The organism is Acinetobacter sp. V110_1 (assembly GCF_031798975.1).
Taxonomy (GTDB): domain Bacteria; phylum Pseudomonadota; class Gammaproteobacteria; order Pseudomonadales; family Moraxellaceae; genus Acinetobacter; species Acinetobacter nosocomialis_A.
Genome location: NZ_JAVQNN010000012.1, coordinates 369606 through 385787 on the forward strand (window position 1 = coordinate 369606; position 16182 = coordinate 385787).

The 16182-nt window shown below is 38.2% G+C and carries 19 protein-coding genes; 6 read left to right on the plus strand and 13 right to left on the minus strand.

Annotated elements, in window-relative coordinates:
- Positions 1 to 32: 32 nt before the first annotated feature.
- The 5 genes from epmA to RMA95_RS02220 form a co-directional block, all read right to left on the minus strand.
- Positions 33 to 1007 carry an EF-P lysine aminoacylase EpmA gene (gene epmA / locus RMA95_RS02200; protein WP_311069466.1) on the minus strand — a complete coding sequence of 325 codons (975 nt, stop codon included), beginning with the start codon at positions 1005 to 1007 and terminating at the stop codon, positions 33 to 35.
- Complete coding sequence (locus RMA95_RS02205) at positions 1004 to 2071, minus strand: 4-phosphoerythronate dehydrogenase (RefSeq protein ID WP_311069467.1); 1068 nt, start codon at positions 2069 to 2071, stop codon at positions 1004 to 1006. The genes epmA and RMA95_RS02205 overlap by 4 nt, the downstream gene beginning before the upstream one ends.
- A gap of 104 nt (positions 2072 to 2175) precedes the next feature.
- The gene (locus RMA95_RS02210; protein ID WP_209045448.1) at positions 2176 to 2568 is read right to left on the minus strand and encodes a YkvA family protein; all 393 of its coding nucleotides are present in this window, start codon (positions 2566 to 2568) and stop codon (positions 2176 to 2178) included.
- Positions 2569 to 2687: 119 nt separating this feature from the next.
- Positions 2688 to 3479, minus strand: a complete 792-nt coding sequence (gene fdhD, locus RMA95_RS02215) for a formate dehydrogenase accessory sulfurtransferase FdhD (RefSeq protein WP_263614416.1) — start codon at positions 3477 to 3479, stop codon at positions 2688 to 2690.
- Positions 3480 to 3557: 78 nt separating this feature from the next.
- Positions 3558 to 5966 carry an FdhF/YdeP family oxidoreductase gene (locus RMA95_RS02220; RefSeq protein WP_311069468.1) on the minus strand — a complete coding sequence of 803 codons (2409 nt, stop codon included), beginning with the start codon at positions 5964 to 5966 and terminating at the stop codon, positions 3558 to 3560.
- A gap of 394 nt (positions 5967 to 6360) precedes the next feature.
- On the opposite strand from RMA95_RS02220, the gene RMA95_RS02225 reads away from it, so the two are divergent.
- Entirely contained in the window at positions 6361 to 7518 is a 1158-nt protein-coding gene (locus RMA95_RS02225; RefSeq protein ID WP_311069469.1) for a glycerate kinase, read from the plus strand.
- Here the strand turns inward: RMA95_RS02225 and RMA95_RS02230 are convergent.
- The gene (locus RMA95_RS02230) at positions 7515 to 8081 is read right to left on the minus strand and encodes a TetR/AcrR family transcriptional regulator (protein ID WP_311069470.1); all 567 of its coding nucleotides are present in this window, start codon (positions 8079 to 8081) and stop codon (positions 7515 to 7517) included. The two genes, RMA95_RS02225 and RMA95_RS02230, sit on opposite strands and share 4 nt — an antisense overlap.
- Before the next feature lie 122 nt (positions 8082 to 8203).
- On the opposite strand from RMA95_RS02230, the gene RMA95_RS02235 reads away from it, so the two are divergent.
- Both RMA95_RS02235 and RMA95_RS02240 read left to right on the plus strand, forming a co-directional pair.
- Entirely contained in the window at positions 8204 to 8989 is a 786-nt protein-coding gene (locus RMA95_RS02235) for an SDR family oxidoreductase (protein ID WP_311069471.1), read from the plus strand.
- Between the two features lie 33 nt (positions 8990 to 9022).
- The gene (locus tag RMA95_RS02240; RefSeq protein WP_311069472.1) at positions 9023 to 9628 is read left to right on the plus strand and encodes a nitroreductase family protein; all 606 of its coding nucleotides are present in this window, start codon (positions 9023 to 9025) and stop codon (positions 9626 to 9628) included.
- A gap of 100 nt (positions 9629 to 9728) precedes the next feature.
- Here RMA95_RS02240 and RMA95_RS02245 read toward each other — a convergent pair whose 3' ends face one another.
- On the minus strand, positions 9729 to 10283 hold the full coding sequence (locus RMA95_RS02245) for a TetR/AcrR family transcriptional regulator (RefSeq protein ID WP_311069473.1): 555 nt from the start codon (positions 10281 to 10283) through the stop codon (positions 9729 to 9731).
- Positions 10284 to 11046: 763 nt separating this feature from the next.
- Between RMA95_RS02245 and RMA95_RS02250 the strand changes: the two genes are divergently transcribed.
- Positions 11047 to 11520 carry a hypothetical protein gene (locus tag RMA95_RS02250; protein WP_311069474.1) on the plus strand — a complete coding sequence of 158 codons (474 nt, stop codon included), beginning with the start codon at positions 11047 to 11049 and terminating at the stop codon, positions 11518 to 11520.
- A gap of 64 nt (positions 11521 to 11584) precedes the next feature.
- On the opposite strand, the gene RMA95_RS02255 is transcribed toward RMA95_RS02250, so the two are convergent.
- The 4 genes from RMA95_RS02255 to RMA95_RS02270 all read right to left on the minus strand — a co-directional run bounded on the left by RMA95_RS02255 (position 11585) and on the right by RMA95_RS02270 (position 13742).
- Positions 11585 to 11968 (minus strand): DUF2750 domain-containing protein, encoded by a 384-nt coding sequence (locus tag RMA95_RS02255; RefSeq protein WP_016804761.1) that lies wholly within the window; start codon positions 11966 to 11968, stop codon positions 11585 to 11587.
- A 31-nt stretch (positions 11969 to 11999) separates the two neighbouring features.
- Positions 12000 to 12326 (minus strand): ribonuclease E inhibitor RraB, encoded by a 327-nt coding sequence (locus tag RMA95_RS02260; RefSeq protein WP_311069475.1) that lies wholly within the window; start codon positions 12324 to 12326, stop codon positions 12000 to 12002.
- A 119-nt stretch (positions 12327 to 12445) separates the two neighbouring features.
- A complete protein-coding gene (locus tag RMA95_RS02265; RefSeq protein ID WP_311069509.1) occupies positions 12446 to 13186 on the minus strand; it encodes a hypothetical protein in 741 nt (246 codons plus the stop codon).
- Positions 13187 to 13322: 136 nt separating this feature from the next.
- A complete protein-coding gene (locus RMA95_RS02270) occupies positions 13323 to 13742 on the minus strand; it encodes a hypothetical protein (protein ID WP_311069476.1) in 420 nt (139 codons plus the stop codon).
- A 275-nt stretch (positions 13743 to 14017) separates the two neighbouring features.
- Between RMA95_RS02270 and RMA95_RS02275 the strand changes: the two genes are divergently transcribed.
- Together RMA95_RS02275 and RMA95_RS02280 are read left to right on the plus strand one after the other, a co-directional pair.
- Entirely contained in the window at positions 14018 to 14275 is a 258-nt protein-coding gene (locus RMA95_RS02275) for a YjhX family toxin (protein ID WP_004885596.1), read from the plus strand.
- Positions 14276 to 14307: 32 nt separating this feature from the next.
- On the plus strand, positions 14308 to 14814 hold the full coding sequence (locus RMA95_RS02280) for an N-acetyltransferase (protein WP_311069477.1): 507 nt from the start codon (positions 14308 to 14310) through the stop codon (positions 14812 to 14814).
- 167 nt (positions 14815 to 14981) lie between these two features.
- Here RMA95_RS02280 and RMA95_RS02285 read toward each other — a convergent pair whose 3' ends face one another.
- Both RMA95_RS02285 and RMA95_RS02290 read right to left on the minus strand, forming a co-directional pair.
- A complete protein-coding gene (locus tag RMA95_RS02285) occupies positions 14982 to 15380 on the minus strand; it encodes a hypothetical protein (protein ID WP_311069478.1) in 399 nt (132 codons plus the stop codon).
- Complete coding sequence (locus tag RMA95_RS02290; RefSeq protein ID WP_311069479.1) at positions 15380 to 16180, minus strand: hypothetical protein; 801 nt, start codon at positions 16178 to 16180, stop codon at positions 15380 to 15382. Before RMA95_RS02290 ends, RMA95_RS02285 begins: the two co-directional genes overlap by 1 nt.
- Between the last annotated feature and the right edge of the window lie 2 nt (positions 16181 to 16182).

The window sequence follows — 16182 nt, forward strand, 5'->3', positions numbered from 1 at the left end:
CCACAATATGTGGCTTTTTTATTTGCTCGCCCTCAGGCAATTTCAGCTGGAAATGCGATGACTTTTTCAATTTTAAGTTGATCGGTTGCGACCATGAGTAATCGGTCAATTCCTAAAGCAATTCCTGAACATTCAGGCATATGAGGCAAAGCTGCTAACAAGTGCTCATCTAATGGCATGACATGCAGCCCTTGCTTAGCCCGCTCTGCATTATCTGCTTCAAAGCGTGAACGTAACACCTCTGCATCGAGCAATTCATCGTAAGCATTGGCAAGCTCTAAGCCTTCAATATAAACCTCAAAACGTGCTGCGACCTCTTCCCCATCTTCATCTACTTTCACTTTTGCCAAAGACGCCATTTCTGGTGGAAAGTCAGTTAAAAAGACAGGCGCATCAAAACCTAAACTTGGCTCAACAAAATGAGAGAACAACAAATCCATATAAGCTAAGCGGTCATCACCTAGATCTAGATTTAATCCCACACGATTTGCAGTATCTTTGAGTTGCTTTAAAGTCGCTTGCAAAGGGTTAATGTCCAAGCGGTCCTGAAAAGCATGTTTATAACTTAAAATAAACGGACGAACTTCCCCAAAACGATGCTGCAAACAGGTTTGTAATAAATCGGCTGTTTCATGCATTAACGCTTTTAAGTCCAAACCCGGACGGTACCATTCGAGCATGGTAAATTCACTATTGTGTTTACGCCCGTGTTCATCGTCTCGGAAAACCTTACAGATTTGATAAATCGGCCCGCTACCACTTGCCAATAAACGCTTCATGGCAAACTCTGGCGAGGTTTGTAAATATTGAGTCTGCAACTTGCCATGAATATGACGCAAAGTCTGAACCGAAGCCAAATGCACATCGGTAACGCCTGCTTGTGAAACGATTGGCGTTTCGACTTCCATGACATCACGTTCTGCAAAGAACTGGCGAATTTGAGTATAAAGCTTAGCACGAGCCTTTAAAGCATCAATTGAACAAGTAGGTTGATAACTTAAACTCATGCCTGTGGTCCCCCATGTGCTGCCCATTCACGGCGCAGCGGATAATTCTTACGTAATAAATCAAATGCTTTTTGCTCTACTTTACCGTCTTTAACGCAGGCACGGATATTGGCATCATCTTGAGCAATATCATAAATTTGAGCTAATTTTTGCTTTAAAACCGCTTTTAAATCATGTCCTGAAAAATAGTCTTCGCATGTAGGTAACTGAGTCTCGAAACGCTTATTAATGTCGTATCCAAACTTTTGGCAAAACGCTTCATAAATCATTTGCGTACCGCGAGCCTTACCTTCCAAGCTATAGCCTGCAATATGCGGTGTCGCCAACGCCAACATATTGAGAAGTTCTTCTGATATCACTGGCTCATGTTCAAATACATCAAGCACCACTTTTCGCTGGGTACGTTGAATGTCTTGCATTAAAGCAGCTTCTTTCACGACTGGACCACGAGCGCTATTAATTAAAATGGTGTCAGATTGAAGCGCTGCAAAAGCATTTTCGTCAAACAGATGATATGTCGCATGTTCACCGTTTTTGGTGAGCGGTACATGAATTGAAATGGCATTGGCTTGTTGCAATAAGGTTTTAAAGCTTACATTTTCAATTGAATCTAATTGCACATAGGGGTCAAAACCCATGACGTTCCAGCCAAGCAACCGAGCCATATGAGCCAAACGTTTACCTACGTTGCCAAGACCAACGATGCCTAGCGTAAATTTTTCTTGTTGTTCTAAAAGGTTCACATCTAAATGCAGTAAAGCAGTAATGACATATTCAGCAACCGCCTGTGCATTACAACCTGCTGCATTGGCCCATGTAATGTCATGTTTTTCTAAGGCTTGAATATCTAAATGATCGGTTCCGATTGTGGCACTACCCACATATTTTAAAGCGGTGTTTTGAATTAAACTTTCGTTCACTGCGGTGACTGAGCGAACCAATAAAGCTTCAGCATCTTTCACATCTGCGTGCGTTAAGGTGCGTCCTGCATGGTGTTGAATATCGCCAAATTCTGAAAAAAAGTAATCGGTAAATGCCAAGTTTTCATCTGCGACGATTTTCATTGTCTGCAACTCATAGCTTATAAAAACGTTATTATCCTTTGAGTTGTAGCAAAGCACAATGTTCGGGGCGTTAAATTACAACAAGGTTTCTAAGCGTAGTTCATCTACAAACCACCACCAAAATAAAAATAAGCCATCACCGCAAGAGTGAGCCACATTAAAATAATAAGTACAGCAACCAAATAATTTCGTGGCCCTTTTTCATGTTCTTCTAGCCATTCATTAGCTTGCTGTTCCGCATCGAAAATAACCTGTTGAGGCGTAAAACGAAGCGCTAACCAAATGAGTATGGGTAAAATGATGGCATCATCTACAAAGCCTAATATAGGAATAAAATCTGGAATTAAGTCGATGGGACTAAAAGCATAAGCCACAGCCACGACCGCAATCACTTTGGGTAACCACGGCATTTGAGGATGCCTTGATGCGAACCAAAGCATAATAATTTGTTTTTTTAGACGTTTTGCCCATTCTTTTATTGATTGTACCCAAGACATTTGGACAGACTCTGAACCTTTAGAGTTTTATAATAATCTATAAAATCTATCCTTAGCTTAAAAGCAACAGAAATGTCAGATGATCTTCGTTTTAAGCCCATCATATTGAACGATATATTTTAAATTTCTGTATATAAAACAAACCTGTCTCCCCTACAGAAACTTGCCAATGTGAGGCCAGATTGTTTGGCTAAGTGAATGGCCATACTGGTCGGTGCTGAAATTGAAGCGAGTAAGCTAATATTCAACTGGGCACATTTTCGTATCAGTTCATAACTTGCCCGACTGGTCATCACCACAAAACCTAAACTGGTGTCGTAGTTTTCTTGCGCCAAATAACCAATTAGTTTGTCTAAGGCATTATGGCGGCCAACATCTTCAAATAATGCCACGATTTGACCATCAACCACCCACGCTGCGGCATGTGCGCCACCTGTTAAAGCGGTAATTTCTTGCTGGGCTTTTAAATGGGAAATGGCACTCGGAATTTGCTCAAGCCAATTTTTTGATGCATGCGTTGTAATTTTCGGAACATCTAACTGAAACTGCTCTAAGCTCTCAATTCCACATAACCCACAACCTGTACGACCTACCATCATACGGCGGTGTTCTTTTAATGCGGCAAATGCTCTCGATGAAATGGTCATTTCCACCGTAATGCCCAATTCATTTTGATGTACATCAAGTGCATATAGCTCTTTTAAACTGGTCAAAATACCTTCTGAGAGACTAAAACCTTTGGCAAATAATTCGACATCGGTTGGTGTCGCCATCATCACCGCATGTGAAATACCGTTATACACCAAGGCGATTGGGTACTCTTGCACAATATGATCTAAAACATTTTCAGATTCGGTTTTGTTAAACCGCTGTACTTGTAATGTTTCAACCCCATAAGAATGTGGTGTCAAAATTATTTCCTTTATTTCAAAATGGCGCTTATTTAGAGCGCCATTTATTTGAATTACATTTTAAATATCGTCTTAGATTTAAAGGCTGCTGACTTTTCTATCTGCATCTTCAGGGTCAACAGCTGTTGCCAAGTTAAAATGCTCAGGTGCATTTCCGGGATGCAAAATCACAGGAACACTTTTTGATGCCGGAATCTTGGCATATTTATCGTGACTGCTTAAGGCCACTAAAGGATTGGTTTCCGGATAATAAGCGGCCAAGCTGCCGCGCGGAATGTTATACGGCACAATACGGAAGCTGTGCACAATGCGCTTCACGCCATCTGAGAACACACTTTCAATATCGACCCACTGGTTGGCTTCAAAGCCCGCTTCATCAATATCGGCTTGATTCATAAACAACACACGGCGCTGACCAAACACCCCACGGTAACGGTCATCTAGACCATATAGCGTCGTGTTGTATTGGTCATGAGAACGCGTGGTCATTAAGGTATATACCTTACTTTCGGTATATGCCGCAGCGTACTGATTTTCCTTATCGGCATAAACCTCACTGAGCGGTGTAATCATAAACTGCGCTTTACCACTCTTGGTATTCCAGATGTGCTGATTGGCTGGATGCTCTAGGTGGAAACCGCCCGGTTTATAAACACGTAAATTAAAGTCATGGAACTCATCAAATACATCGGCAATTGAGTCACGAATACGATCATAACTTTCGATGTACCATTTCCATTTAATCTGACTGTCTGGAAGTACTGCTTCAGCCATTCTTGCTACGATATCCGGTTCCGACAATATGTTTTTAGAAATTGGTGTATTGCGCCCTGCCGACAAGTGAACATTACTCATGGAGTCTTCAACCGAAATCGCTTGTGGGCCATGAAGCTGCTCATCAATTTCGGTACGGCCTAAACATGGCAAAATAAGTGCATCTTTACCACACACCAAATGGCTACGATTTAATTTCGTTGCGACATGAACAGTTAAATCACATTTTCTAAGCGCTTCTTGAGTATATGGAGTATCTGGTGTCGCGACCGCAAAGTTTCCGCCCAAACCAATAAAGACTTTGACCTCGCCCTCAGCCATAGCTTTAATGGTTTCGACCACACCATGCCCATTTTTTCTCGGTGATTTAATTCCAAATACGCGGTCAATGTTATCGAGTAATTTAGGGCTAGGCAGTTCATTAATACCCATGGTTCGGTCGCCTTGCACATTACTATGCCCACGAACCGGACAAAGCCCTGCACCCGGTCTACCAATTTGACCACGCGCCAACAATAAATTTGCCAGCATATGTACGTTAGCGGTTCCGTGGCGGTGTTGGGTAATCCCCATACCCCAACAGAAAATGGAGCGCTCTGACTCTAAAAAGAGTTTAGAGAGTTTTTCTAAATGTTCAGGTGACAGACCTGAGTGCTTATAAATATCTGCCCACTCAGTTCTTTCCACCTCGGCAATCATTTCATCGAAACCAACAGTATTCACCGCAATAAAGTTTCGGTCAAAAACGCTTGGTTTACCTGAGGCAAGTGCTTTTTTATCCCACTCATTTAAATGCTTTAACATCCCTAACATGAGTGCATAGTCACCACCAATTTTAGGCTGGAAATAATAACGACTAATTGGCGTACTGCCGTTGGTCATCATTTCAAGCGGTGCTTGCGGGTCTTGGAAACGCTCTAGGCCTCGTTCTTTAATCGGGTTAATTGCAATAATGTTGCCGCCGCGTTTAGACACTTCACGCAAAGTACCTAACATACGCGGATGGTTCGTGCCGGGGTTATGCCCAAAACTAAAAATAGCATCGGCTATATCGAAGTCATCTAGGGTGACTGTGCCCTTTCCTAAACCAATCGAGTCGAGCAAGCCAACACTTGTGGTTTCATGACACATGTTCGAACAGTCTGGAAAGTTATTTGTACCGAAGCTTCGCACAAATAATTGATATAAAAATGCGGCTTCGTTACTGGCACGGCCCGACGTATAAAATGCCGCTTGGTCTGGGTTATCTAGCGCATGTAAATGTTGAGCAATGAGCTTAAATGCATCATCCCACGAAATAGGCACATATTTATCGGTTGCAGCATCATAACGAACTGGGTCGGTTAAGCGGCCTAGGTCTTCTAGGAAAAAATCGCTTTGTTCTGACAGCCAACTGACGGTATGCCCTGCGAAATATTCAGGAGTAACGGTTTTACTGGTTGCTTCAAAGGCAACCGCTTTGGCACCATTTTCACAGAAGTTAAATGCGTGAGTGTCTTTCTTTTCTGGCCATGCACAGCCGGGACAATCAAAACCTGTCGGCTGGTTAATGTTGAGTAAGGTAATTGAGCCTTTGCCTAAAATATCTTGTCGCTTTAGGTTTCGAGCAACACTCAGCAGTGCGCCCCACCCGCCAGCAGGATGAGTATATGGCTCAATTCGCGCAAAACTATTATTTTCCTGTATGTGCTTTTGTTCTTCTGAATTATCCACTTTTTCATCCTCTTATCTTTTTTACACTCAACAGGCTCAGTAAAATCACAATTTAATTATGGTTTTATCAAAACTACCCGCTGTTTAACCATGAGTAGAGTCTGCTTTTTATATTATTGCCACTATGCTAAAAGCCGGCTCAACCGTTCTTATAATATGTGCCATATTATTTACAATTACAATCATTCAGCCCAAGCACATTATTTATATAAAAACATATAAAACAATGAGTTAAAAATTTAGTTGCTGTAATTTTTACAGATAAAAACATTATTGGGTTTCATTTTTAACAGTTTGAAAGCGTTTTAAAATTGACACTTACATGTGTTTATCTCTGGTTTTTTGGCATTAAGCAGTATAAAACAATGAGAAACTTATCTTTATTAGAGCATTTATGAAGGTTGTGATCGCCCCTGACTCATTTAAAGACAGCTTATCTGCTTTGAAGGTAGCGCAAGCCATTGCCAAAGGGTGGCAAAAAGTTTTCCCCCATGCAGAAACTGTTTTATGCCCAATGGCAGATGGCGGTGAAGGAACCATCGTAGCTGTTTTAGAAGTCTGCGAAGGTCAATGGCGTGAAAAAACCGTGGTTGGGCCATTAGGTCAGCCTGTTCAAGCCAAATGGGGATGGTTAGAACATCAAAAGATCGCCATCATTGAAATGGCTCAAGCAAGCGGCATACAGTTAGTCCCACCGTCTGAGCGTGATGCTTGCCACAGCACAACCTTTGGCACAGGGCAGCTCATTTTAGATGCTTTAGATGCAGGTGCAAAAGAGATTATTTTAACTGTGGGCGGCAGCGCCACCAATGATGGCGGCACAGGTTTACTCAGTGCTTTGGGTGCAGTTTTACTCGATACTAACCAAAATGCCTTACCCGCCGGTGGACTTGCTCTAAGCAACCTATCCAAAATTGATTTAACACATTTCGACTCACGCATTCAGCACACACGGTTTTTACTGGCTGCCGATGTGACCAATCCACTCTGTGGCCCAAATGGTGCATCACATATTTTTGGCCCACAAAAAGGGGCTTCCCCTGCTCAAGTACAGTTACTCGATGCAGCGGTTGCACATTTTGCCGATGTCTCAGCGGAGCTTTTAGGTTTTGACAAACGAAATGAAGCAGGTTCTGGTGCTGCTGGTGGCTTGGGTTTTGCCGCCAAAAGTTATTTAAATGCAGACTTTAAAGCTGGCGTTAAAGTGGTGGCTGAACTAAACCAACTTGAACATAAAATTGCTAACGCAGATTGGGTAATTACGGGTGAAGGTAAATTTGACCAGCAAACTTTAAGTGGCAAAACTGTTTTTGGGGTGAGCCAAATTGCCAAAACACATAATGTTCCTGTGATTGTGATTGCTGGGACTTTAGGCGAAGGATACCAAGCGCTTTATGAACATGGCGTTACAGCTGCTTTTTCACTCGCCAATGGCCCCATTACATTAGAACAGGCCTGTGAACATGCAGCAGAACTTATTTATGAAAGAACTGTCGATATTGCGAGATTAATTCAATGTAGCCAAACCAGCTTAAAGGATAAAAAAGCTTAATCGGCTAATTTTAAAAGACTCTCTTTACAGCTTTCTAATATTTCATCGCTAAGGTTTGATTGGTCTGGGCATGCGCGAGACAAGGCAATTGCCCCTACAGATTGGGCAAGAATATTAATAGCTTGCTTTCTCAACTCTGGTGTTTCCAAAGAAACTTGTTTGGCTCGTTCGTTCATAATGAACTGAATAAGTTGCTCAATGCCTTCTTCAAATTCGACTTTTACTTCGTCTGGCTGTCTTGCGGCATCACAAGATAGCGCTGTTAAGGTACAGCCCAAATCTCGATTATCTCGATGAGTGCGGGACACATAAAGCTGAATAAATTGAGTTAAGTTTAAACCTTCGATTCTTTTTAAAACCTGCTCAAGCCCATGTTTAACGGTAATTGAGACAAGGTCAGTCTTCGAGCTGAAATGTTTATAAAAGCCGCCGTGGGTAAAACCTGCGCTAGACATTAACTCGGCAATGCCGACCCCATCGTAGCCTTTGCTACGAAACAGCTGAGTCGCCTTTTCAACAATTTTATCTCGGTTTTCTTTTACCTGAGTTTTACTGACTTTCATGTTGGCGTACCCACTTTTATTTACCCGACTGGTCACAATTATACATTGATTATGATTGACATCAAAAATTAGTTATTTTAGATTATGATCATCATCTAAAAATTAAAGCGTGGAGACATCACATGTCAGCTCAGTCAAAAGTACTTATTACAGGGGCTTCGTCAGGGATTGGTTCTGTTTATGCAGACCGATTTGCGCAACGTGGTCACAACTTAATCTTGGTTGCACGAGACACAACCCGTTTAGATAAAATCTCAAAAGATCTTCAAGAAAAATACGGTGTACAAGTCGAATTTATTCAGGCCGATTTATCAAAGGATCAAGACATCACTAAAATTGAAAAGGTACTTAAAAACGATGCCGATATTGAAATTTTGGTAAATAACGCAGGTATTACACTAAGCGGGAACTTTTTAGCTCAGGATATTAAAGAAATTGAAACACTCATGACTTTAAATATGACTGCGGTGGTTCGGTTGTCTCATGCAGTTTCTGAGCAACTTGTGCGTAAAGGTAAAGGCTCAATTATTAATTTAGGTTCTGTGGTTGGGTTGTCCCCTGAATTTGGCTCTACCATTTATGGGGCAACTAAGTCCTTCATACATTTTTTTAGCCAAGGTTTACATTTAGAGTTAAAAGATCATGGCGTACATGTTCAAGCCGTATTGCCTTCTGCCACTAAAACCGAAATTTGGGAACGTTCAGGCATCGACTTAAGCCAAGTTCCGCCATTAATGGATGTCAATGATTTGGTCGATGCTGCTCTAATCGGCTTTGATCGCAAAGAAACAATTACAATTCCTGTGCTTAAAGACGAAAATCAATGGAATAATTTTGAAAAATCACGTATCACTTTACTACCAAACTTTTCTTCGGCTGAAGTAGCTCAACGTTATAAAGCTAACTAGTATTGCTACCCACCTCTTAAGTAGGAAAATCTTATGAATGTTATTGATGCTCTCCGTAAGCGCCGTGCAATTAAACGCTTCGACCCTTCTTTTGAATTATCTGAAGATAACAAAAAGCAGTTATTACAAGAAGTTTTAGCAAATGCACCAAGTGCTTTTAACTTGCAACATTGGCGTCCAGTGATTATTGAAGACACTGAGTTAAGACAAAAAATTCGTGCCATTGCTTGGGACCAACCACAAGTTACAGAAGCATCTTTACTGATTGTATTATGTGCAAAAGTAAATACATGGGAAGTTGATGCCAAACGTGTATGGGATGGTGCGACTCCAGAAGTTCAAAATATTATGGCTAGTGTAATTGACCAGTATTATCGTGACCGCCCACAAACCCAACGTGACGAAGTAATGCGTAGTGCGGGCATTTTTGCTCAAACCCTCATGTTACTTGCTCAAGAACACGGTTTAGATAGCTGCCCTATGGATGGTTTTGACTTTGACGCAATGGCGAAGCTCATTAACTTACCCGAAGACCACGTAGTATGTTTAATGATTGCAGTTGGTAAGTCAGCTTCTGAACCTTACCCACGTGTGGGTAAACTTCCTTACGACGATGTGATTATTCAAAATACATTCTAAGTCGTTATTCAAATTTTAGGCTTTCATCCTATTTGTTCTTTTTATTATAAATAGCTGGAAGCCTTTAATTTGGAATTTATTATAAAGTGGTCTTTAGTTTCTATTTAAACTGCTTTAAAAAGCGCACTAATAATCTCTCATTTTCATCGGCCTGATCTGATATTAAAAGCTGAAGAATTGCGCCATCAATCATATATAAAAACAGTCTGGCATCAGTAAAAGAAACATCAGCTTTGAGTAATCGAAGTTGGCTATAAATTTCATTGGTCAGCCATGTTCTGTACCTCACCGCAGTTTGATAGGCATTTGGATAACTATTTTTAGTTTCAAAAATGGCCTTAAATAATAAGTAATACTGCCCTTCTAAGTTGGTATGTAATTCATAAAGATTCGTAAGTTTATCGATTGTGCTTGTGTCATGGTCGTACTCCACCATTACAACCACTTGGTCTTGCAGCCGTTCTTTTTGCACAATTAGACAGATATCAATGAAGCGTTCTTTTGAGTGAAAATAATTATAAAACGTCATTTTATTCACTTCTGTTTCTCTCACAATTTTGTCGACGCCGACCATGTGAAAGCCACCGTAGTGGAATAAATCGATCCCTTTTTTGATAACCTCAAAAGCACGTGTTGGGAGAATTAAATTTGGCATAGTTTTACCGTTATAAAATTAAATTTTTGTTGTATATAAATGAGATATAAAAGCCTTTTACTTTTTAAAAGCTGAAAAAAAGGCGTAGCAAAGCCTATAAAGACTGTGCTTGGCACATCTCAAGTTTTATTGTTGCTGCAAGTTTTTAGTCGTGACGATTTAAAGCCTAATCAGCCGCATGGCGATCAAACCCGTTAAAAACTAAGTCGTGTTGTTATAGCGTTTGGCAAAGGTTGCCAAGAAATAATGGATGTGCAAAGCCAACTCCTTTTTATTGGGAGTTCTGCCAGACATTTATAGAATTATGGTGGCAGAACGAGAAAGGGTTAGCAGACTAGTATTATCTCAAACTAGCACACCCGTAGGTGTCCCTTCCCCGTCCTACCGCTACGGGAAAGGAACGAGTGGCTACCACATATGAGTATTCCTCAGAAGGAATGGCTCTGATGCGGGAGATAATATACGGTCTGCTAAAACCGACTGGCAATGTAGGCCAGCAGGCAAAGAATAGTGCCCAACCCTTTTGCAGTCAAGCACACAAAATGACATTTGTTTTAAATTAGATCATTAAAAAGTAAGGATAAATAATAGGTGAGTTATTGTTAAATGGGGGTTTATAAAGGTATGAAATTTATATCGATATATTAGTTTAAGTAGGAAAGAATAGAATATATAAAAGGGATATAGAGAAAACTTCCACCCTATGACAGACTCTTTGTATAAGGTATATTCTATTAATTCTAAGTGAAGTGAATAATATGAAATGAATGATGCAGAGAAGTTTCAGCTCAAACTGGAATTAACATTAAACTTAAAAACTGCTCAAGACATTCAAAAATGGGCTATAGATAAATTAGACAAAAACCCAGCAGATCTATTAGCTTTAGACATTTGTTTTTTCTCTAAAGATGAGGAAATCTTAGATTATTTTAATAATATTAGTATTACTGAAACTAATGTAGAACCTACTCTTAAGAAAAAAATTCTTTATGAAATATTAAAAAAATATACAGAGATAACGCCCTCTATCGGATATTCAATAGAATTCATTTCTAATTTATTTGCAATATTAATAAAGATATCTAGATTTGCTGAAGATGAAGATCTATACGATTTTATGAATTATTATGATGATGAGTTATATCTGGCTTTAGAAGGTATAGCTAAATTAGAGCTAGAAGAGATATGGCCTACCTTCTTAAATGATCTTAAAAATTGGCTTTCATTACAATGTTAGCTTCTTTCATAGAATAACTGCTCTTAGAAATTAGTCTCACTTAAGGAGGCTAGATCGTATCTTTCTAATAATTTTCCAATTCAAGCTCTAAATCATTTAGTACCTGTTCTATCTCTGGAGTTACACCATTATTTAAAGGAGTATAAAAAATACCTATTAATACCTCATCATCTTTTAATGTAGGTAACAATTCATTCATGAAGTCATCTAAAGAAATCAGCTCAGCTTCATATCCTCCCCATTCATGCTCAGCACATAACTCGGCATACTCTTTCGCGGGCCATACAGGAAATACTTTTTGATTATCCTCTGTTCCAGCCAAAGCCCATCCATCCTTGTATAAGCCCCAAACTTCTTGCGTATCGGCAATAACTTTTATGAAATGCTTATATCTTTTAGCACCTTCTAATGCAATTACAGCATCTATTTGCTTTTGACTAATTTTCATAATTTTGAACCTATAATTTATTAAAAATTAATCAAACATTACCAAACGAACCAAAACCATCAGTATAACCACCATATTGAGTAGCGATATTATTTAGATCTTCTTCGAATTTTATAATGTCATCATAAAATGGAATCATTGTATTCGTACAATAACAAGTCCATTCCTTAGTAACATCATCTTGCTCAACGCTGGCTTTACAGCCTAATCTTTTAACCTCTGTAGAAATCTTTTCTCCAATCTCTTCTGAAGGTATTGCAATAAAGAAATCTATTTCCATCGGCTTTGTTAAATCAAACCCATTTTTCTTAAATGCGCTTAAAGCATCCCCTGTTGCATCATTAGGAAATTGGCTCATTTGATTCTCTATTTTTACTAATTTTGGTTCTTTGAGATTATCATCTTTCAAAAGATTCTTGAGAATCCTTAATAAAATATTAGTAATAGATGTAGAACTAAAAATTTACTAAAACTATCTCAAAATTGGAACCAAGGTTTCTTTGGTGCAACCCCAGTATATGCAGGACTAACTTTAATTGACCCCTGACCTTTTTCGCATTCTTGAACACCCCACTCACTCGGTCGAAAACGAGCATTAGCTCCATCTGGCTCAGGTTTACCAAATTCTTTTGCAATATCATGATCAATAAGTGGAATTTCAAGTAGCACGATGTCTCCACGAGAACAAGCGATGGTAGGACGTTTCGTATCGTAAACCCATTTACCATAGCCATTTTCTTCCTTAGCATCAAAGCGCATAACTGGACCTATTTGCTGATCCCATGCCAATTCCATTCGAGGAGGCTCCATCGCAGTTACCCACATTCCTGCGACTTGTACAGGATGAGGAAAACGTACAGCCTCTAATCCACGTAAGCTAAAGGGTACTTGTAGCTCGCCGTTGTCAAAAGCATCGTAACGACTAATTAAACTCCCTTTAGGAATCAACAGTTCGCCATATTGTGCATCTTGAGATAAAACGAAATGGCTGCGACGTTCCTTGTAATGCTGCTTAAGAGCAATCTCATACTTTACCGATTCAGTCATATAAAATAAATAACCTGCCCACAGGTCACATATTAATGCCACTAGCGTAATAAATAATGTTTTTTGAGAAAAAAACCTCACAGGCTTTTGAGCCTTCTTTCGCCAAAACAATAGTGCTTTCACCACTAAACCTAGTGTTAGTACAACACCAATCAATGGAGCAATAAACAACAGAAAAATTGCAAAAACCGAGAATGTCTGTACGGGTATCATAATTGTTAAATCTTTAACTTCATTTTTTCAAAGGTGGGTCGCCAAGAAAATTGTATATATGTGTATTAAAAACAAGCCTTATAATTCACAGACACTATTTTATAGCCTTAGCATTTTCACACACTAAATTAAGCATAGCTAAATCATTCTCACCCGTAGCTTTCATTACTTCACTCTTTTTATCGCTCTTGTACTTAAGTTCACCATTATTTTTATCACCAATCATAAAGTCTAAAATCTGTATCGTCTTGTGTGAACAGTCAAAAGCCATATGAAATTGTGCGATATTATTTTTATCAAAATCACCTGTATAAAACTTTGTTTCAGGTACGCCAACTAGTTTTCTGGTAGCAGTAATTTTAAATTTACTTTTACTCGGCAAATAAAATTCGATTGAATCTAGTTCAAAAGCATAAGCGATATCTTCTAGTTGATAATAAACTTCTTCTGCTTGAATACTATTTGAAAAAGCTGCACAGGTAGCGAAAATTAAGCTTAAAATTGTTTTTTTCATTTACTAAAACTCATACATAATTTTTTGTTGCCTGATTTTATATAAATGAAAGGTCTATGAATATAAAAAACATTTGTTATTAAGTGATATATACAGTTATATCCTTTGAATAAAAGTATCCCCCTTCTAAAAGAGGTTTATATGTTGGAGATAGTAATCATCTGATAATCACTCTCAATTTTTATTATTGAGTTGATTATCAATGTCGCAATTTTTCTGTGGTCATGTTTCTGATCACTTCTATTTGCACGTTTGATTATTATCAAGGCTTCAACATGAATCTTTCAAAGTTCGAACAACGAACTCTCCATGTCCTTGCCAAAGGCGGACATATTAAATACCAACGTAATACATCAGGCACAGTCTATTTTGTTGAATGCTATACACGAGAAGGTTTCGTGCTATCTGATTGTTCCTTAGATGTATTTAAAAAGCTAAAAGCAAAACGTTTAATCAAGTCTAAAAATAGCCAGCCTTATCAAATTACATTGTTAGGGCTCCAGACTGTCCGCCCTCAACTAGACAATCGTTGATATAAGTTGCTATTTATTAAGAGAAAGAAAATATGAATATTATAATTCGAGATGAACAACCCGAAGATATTAAAAATATCGAAGCGTTGACGAAAGCCGCGTTCTTAAATGAAGAGCATTCTAGTCATACTGAACAATTTATTGTGAATAGCCTTCGGGAACATAAGCAACTCACGATCTCTTTAGTTGCTATAGAAGGTGACTTAATTGTAGGTCATGTGGCTATTTCACCAGTTACAATCACGTCAGGTGAAACTGGTTGGTATGGTCTAGGCCCTATTTCTGTATGTCCAAAGAAACAAGGAATTGGCATAGGTTCTCTTTTAATGAATGCAGCTTTGCAAAAGTTAAAAGAGTTGGGCGGAAAAGGTTGCGTTCTATTAGGTGATCCAAATTATTACAGTCGATTTGGTTTTAAATCATACCCAGATTTAAATTTACCTAATGTACCGAATGAATATTTTCAAGCTATAAGCTTCACTAATCATATTCCCTCAGGAGAAGTTACTTATCATGAAGCATTTATGGCAACTGAATAAATAAGTTCGCTTACAACACATAATAAAAAAGCCTCTGTTTATAGAGGCTTTTTATTAACTTAACATCGCAAATTTATATAAAACATTAAAAAAATAAATAATTACGCATCTTCATAAATTCATACATTAGCTTTAAATCAACTTTAATTTCTAAAATTAACAATATTTTAGTCTTCACAATCAACTTTTTTATGCATCAATAAAAAAGCTAAACTTTTATCAACCAAATTACCTGATAGAGCCTCTTTTCTACTATCCATAGTTAAATTTATAGATGTTTTCATAAAAAAATTCCCAAGTGAAATGCATAGCAAAACTAAGGCTATATAAATAAAACTATTCTTAATTTTTACAAAATATACAATTAGAGAAATAATTAAGAAAACAATTAAAAAATTAATTAAAAAATTATTAATAAAAATTAAATAATTATTAATTCCGTTAAATTCTACTAACCAAACTTTAAATAATTTAAAAGATGTATGCGTGCAATACAAATCTACAAATGAAATTGAGAGCAATACTAAAACTGAAATGATTAGACTAAATAAAGCTTTTTTTAACATTAGGTTTCTGCTCTTATTCCAATACCAAAAGTTTGTGTTTCATCTTTATTCTCTGCTGACATAAATTTAAATCCTCCGTCATACCATAAAAACACTGAATCACTACCATCTACAGCGCAGGCATTTGTACAACCATGTTTAATAAAGGTATCTCTAAAGGTATCAAAAGAAACCGATCCTACACCATGCTCTTGAGCAATCACCACAATATCAGCAGTAGGTGTAAATCCTATTCCTCCTCGCCCTGTTCTATTGTCTAAACGTGAAAGCGCAGCATATCTATTATTATTTCTTTGAGTCAAAAAAGGTTTATGGGCAGGTAGAGGCTCTCCTGTTAACTTCGCATTTGGTAATTCTTTACTATATAAATTACCATCACCATATTTTAGCCCTTTAAAAACCAAAGGACATAATCCACCAATACCCGTGTAATAACCCCGATTTTTTGTTAAATCTCCTTGTCCCATAAACCATGTATAATCTAGTTTTTGAGCAATATAAAACATATTAGGCGCGCTATGACCATGTAAAGCTCCGGTACCTAATAATGCAAAACCTTCATTTAATGTATCAGCACTTGGAACTGGATCGTGTCCAACAAATGCATCCGCTTTTCCTGAATCTGTTAAACCATACCAACAACCATTTATACACACCGTTAATTTCGCTTTTGATTGTGCTCTTTGCACAGTTGCACTAAAAAGTTCTTCACCATCGCGGACAATAGGAGTTAAGCGAGATTTTCCTGTAATTTTAATAATATGAAGGCCATTTTCCTTTTTATATTCTACTGGAGACATCG

Bases quoted from the DNA above. Each gene is read 5' to 3' on its own strand.
- RMA95_RS02290 (WP_311069479.1), bottom strand. From the start codon at position 16,180: ATGTCTCCAGTAGAATATAAAAAGGAAAATGGCCTTCATATTATTAAA.
- RMA95_RS02210 (WP_209045448.1), bottom strand. From the start codon at position 2,568: ATGTCTTGGGTACAATCAATAAAAGAATGGGCAAAACGTCTAAAAAAA.
- RMA95_RS02270 (WP_311069476.1), bottom strand. From the start codon at position 13,742: ATGAAAAAAACAATTTTAAGCTTAATTTTCGCTACCTGTGCAGCTTTT.
- RMA95_RS02235 (WP_311069471.1), top strand. From the start codon at position 8,204: ATGTCAGCTCAGTCAAAAGTACTTATTACAGGGGCTTCGTCAGGGATT.
- RMA95_RS02245 (WP_311069473.1), bottom strand. From the start codon at position 10,283: ATGCCAAATTTAATTCTCCCAACACGTGCTTTTGAGGTTATCAAAAAA.
- RMA95_RS02230 (WP_311069470.1), bottom strand. From the start codon at position 8,081: ATGAAAGTCAGTAAAACTCAGGTAAAAGAAAACCGAGATAAAATTGTT.
- epmA (WP_311069466.1), bottom strand. From the start codon at position 1,007: ATGAGTTTAAGTTATCAACCTACTTGTTCAATTGATGCTTTAAAGGCT.
- RMA95_RS02260 (WP_311069475.1), bottom strand. From the start codon at position 12,326: ATGAGCCAATTTCCTAATGATGCAACAGGGGATGCTTTAAGCGCATTT.
- RMA95_RS02280 (WP_311069477.1), top strand. From the start codon at position 14,308: ATGAATATTATAATTCGAGATGAACAACCCGAAGATATTAAAAATATC.
- RMA95_RS02225 (WP_311069469.1), top strand. From the start codon at position 6,361: ATGAAGGTTGTGATCGCCCCTGACTCATTTAAAGACAGCTTATCTGCT.
- RMA95_RS02275 (WP_004885596.1), top strand. From the start codon at position 14,018: ATGAATCTTTCAAAGTTCGAACAACGAACTCTCCATGTCCTTGCCAAA.
- RMA95_RS02250 (WP_311069474.1), top strand. From the start codon at position 11,047: ATGAATGATGCAGAGAAGTTTCAGCTCAAACTGGAATTAACATTAAAC.
- RMA95_RS02205 (WP_311069467.1), bottom strand. From the start codon at position 2,071: ATGAAAATCGTCGCAGATGAAAACTTGGCATTTACCGATTACTTTTTT.
- RMA95_RS02255 (WP_016804761.1), bottom strand. From the start codon at position 11,968: ATGAAAATTAGTCAAAAGCAAATAGATGCTGTAATTGCATTAGAAGGT.
- RMA95_RS02240 (WP_311069472.1), top strand. From the start codon at position 9,023: ATGAATGTTATTGATGCTCTCCGTAAGCGCCGTGCAATTAAACGCTTC.
- RMA95_RS02285 (WP_311069478.1), bottom strand. From the start codon at position 15,380: ATGTTAAAAAAAGCTTTATTTAGTCTAATCATTTCAGTTTTAGTATTG.